Raw genomic sequence first — 3,339 nt, forward strand, 5'->3', positions numbered from 1 at the left:
TATCCAGACCTTCCGGTGACCGTATTAGACGATGAAGCTGGACCACAGAAGATTAGTGAAAAGCTTTGTGAAGATTCACTCTTTGGTGATCAAAAAGTGTTCTGCTTAGTTAACTTGCCTATCATTCGTAAAAGTGGCAAAAATAGCGATGCTTGGGTTCCATTGTATGAGCTCATCATCGAATATAATGGGGATAATCCCATCCTTTTGATTTATCATGATATGATTGATAAACGCATTAAACAGAATAAAGAGCTTCTAGATAAAATACCAAACCATCAATGCAAGCGCCTTGAAGGGGCAGACCTTGTGATGTGGATACGTCAGTACTGTACGTCTAATGGCTTTAAAATGACGCCTGATGCACAGGAATATGTAGCTCATCTTATTGATTTGTGGCAAGATGTACCTGTTTCTTTCATGAGAACCGAATTTGACCGTTATTTCTTGCAAATTACAGGGGAAAAAGTCATTACCAAAGAATTCCTAGAGGAAAATGGCAGTGACTATGGAGCTAAGAATATATTTACCTTTAAAGAGGCTCTGTTAAAACGAGATATTGATACATTACTTGAACTATTTCCATTTATGTTTGGCTATAAAGAATTAGACCGTGCTATGAGCTATATTGAGGGGCAATTACGTTTACAGCTATTGGTCAGTGAATGTCGACAAGCGGGAATGTCTGTTCAAGCTATACAGAATTTATGTAAGGACCATGATTCGTCATTTAAACCGTATCCGATTAAACTGGCTTATGAAGCGAGCTCTCGGATTTCTACTAAAGCATTACGAGCCTTGTTAAAAGGGCTGTATGAGATTATTTTGGATAGCCGTAGCAGCAAGGGCGATATTTGGCGATTTAGAGATTTATGTATTACCTACTGTGGGTATAAGGGATAAAAATGAAAGTACGTTATCGTGTTGTACCAAAACAGAATAAGAAATCATCCTTCTATGTGAACTGTCATAGCCAACATGTGACGATACAAGCTGCAGACTCAGCATTTTCAACGTTGCTTAGTCTACGTGACAGATTATCTGCTTGGTATAAGGAGAAGAATATATCTTTTGATGATATTCCAACAAATACCGATACAGCTTGCTGTTTTGCGTGGAAAGTAGATACTGAAACGGGGGAAGGTTTAGATACCTATTATTATGGCGGTGGCTGCGGTGCTGGAGAATGGATTGAGGCTGCAGAGGCGCAACGGGAGGCTGAAGAGGCTAAAAGCCAAGTACCTAGAGGTAAATCCTTTGCGGGCTATGATCGACAAGATGAATATGATGAGTTTGATGATGATTTTGCACCCTTCGTAGAGGCTGTAGAACTTGGTTATTTCAATAATAGCCCTGTAGTAGTTTCTCGACCTAATCAAACCGTAGCAGCGTCTAGTGGTAATGATACTGTAGCGTCTGTTAGTAGTGCACCTAAAACAAGTAAAGGGGGCGCCCCTAAAAGTGCTACAAAATCTACTGCTAAAGGTGGTGAAGGGGACAGCAAATATCCACGTCGTGCACCGAAGGATGCTCCTACAGATGAGGGCATGATTTTAGGACCTAAAATTGAAGGGGTTACGTCTAAAATTATGGGGACCTTGGATACGCCTAGTATCATCTTTGAAGGCGTATTAGTGGGCTTAGATAAACGTGATACTAAGACTGGTAAAAGTATTGTTAACGGTAGCATCGTAGATGATACGAATAGTATTAAGTTTATCAAGTTTACGAACAGCCCTGAAGAAGGGGATACGCTACTTAAACAATTAAAAGGCTTACAACGCGTTCGTGTACAAGGTAGCGTCAGCTTTGATGATCGTTTTGATAAAGATTATATCTTATCGATTCGCAGCATCGAAGCTATGGAAACTACGAGTGTAGAACGCACTGAAAATCGTCCAGATTCTCGTGTAGAGCTTCACTTACATACTAAGATGAGTGATAAAGATGCTCTCGTATCCGTTAAAGATTTATTTAAAACAATAAAGAAATGGGGTCATCCTGCAGTTGCTATTACTGACCACGGTGTAGTACAAGCCTTCCCAGAGGCGCAAGCTCTTGGTAAGGAGTTAGGTGTTAAGGTTATTTATGGTGTAGAAGGCTATCTCATCGAAGATGAAACAGTAGCACGTGATGAAGAGCCTGTACTAGATAAAAAGAAGAAAAAGGAAAAGGACAAACGGTACCATATCATTATGTTAGCTAAGAATATGGTAGGTTTGCGTAATCTGTACAAGATGATTTCTATTTCTCATCTAGAACATTACAAGGTTCGTCCACGCTTACCTCGTTCCGTTATCGAAGAACATCGTGAAGGCATTATCATCGGTTCAGCTTGTGAAGCCGGGGAGCTTATGCAATCCATCGTTCGCGGCGCAACCAAGGAGGAATTGTTAGAAGTAGCTTCCTTCTATGATTATTTAGAAGTTCAGCCTCATACGAACAATATGTTCTTGGTTCGTAAAGGACTTATGCCAGATGAGCAAGCCCTTATCGATATGAACAAAACAGTTATCGAATTAGGTGAGGCCTTAAACAAACCGGTATGTGCTACTTGTGATGTTCACTATTTAACGCCAGAAGAAAAAATTTATCGTGAAATCATGTTAACTGCATGTGGCTATCCAGATGCGGATGAGCAGCCTGATTTACATTTGCGTACAACCGATGAAATGCTTGAATCTTTCCCTTATTTAAGTGAAGAAAAAGCCTATGAAATAGTTGTTACAAATACGCGTGCTATCAACGATAGTATTGAAGAAATTAAGCCAGTTCCTGATGGTACCTATTCACCTAAAATTGAAGGGGCCGATGAAGCTTTTACAGAAATGTGCTATAGAAATGCAAAGGCTATTTATGGTGATCCATTACCACGCGTAGTCCAAGAGCGTTTAGACTATGAATTGGATTGTATTATCTCCAATGGTTACGGTGTACTATATTACATCGCTCATAAACTAGTAAAAAAATCCCTTGATGATGGGTATCTCGTAGGTTCTCGTGGCTCTGTAGGTTCTTCCTTTGCAGCCACCATGTCTGAGATTACTGAGGTAAATCCGTTACCACCACATTATGTATGTCCTAATTGTAAGCACTCTGAATTCTTTGAAAAGGGCGAATATGCAGGTGGCTTTGATTTGCCACGTAGAGATTGTCCTCAGTGCGGTCATGCATTGCAAACTAATGGCCATGATATTCCGTTTGCTATCTTCCTTGGTTTCGAAGGTGATAAGGTTCCAGATATCGACCTTAACTTCTCCGGTGATTATCAAGCAAAAGCTCACAAATATACGGAAGAGCTCTTTGGTCGTGACAATGTATTTAAAGCAGGTACTATCG

Annotated in this window: 2 protein-coding genes; both read left to right on the plus strand. The window is 40.2% G+C overall.

Going from position 1 to position 3,339, the window contains the following annotated elements; translation table 11 throughout:
- A partial coding sequence (gene holA, locus Q0F90_RS08280) for a DNA polymerase III subunit delta (protein ID WP_296004672.1) occupies positions 1–903 on the plus strand: 903 nt, incomplete at its 5' end.
- Positions 904–905: 2 nt separating this feature from the next.
- Positions 906–3,339, plus strand: a 2,434-nt coding sequence (locus tag Q0F90_RS08285) for a PHP domain-containing protein (protein ID WP_296004674.1), incomplete at its 3' end; no start/stop codon positions are given.

This window comes from uncultured Veillonella sp. (assembly GCF_934190855.1).
Taxonomy (GTDB): domain Bacteria; phylum Bacillota; class Negativicutes; order Veillonellales; family Veillonellaceae; genus Veillonella.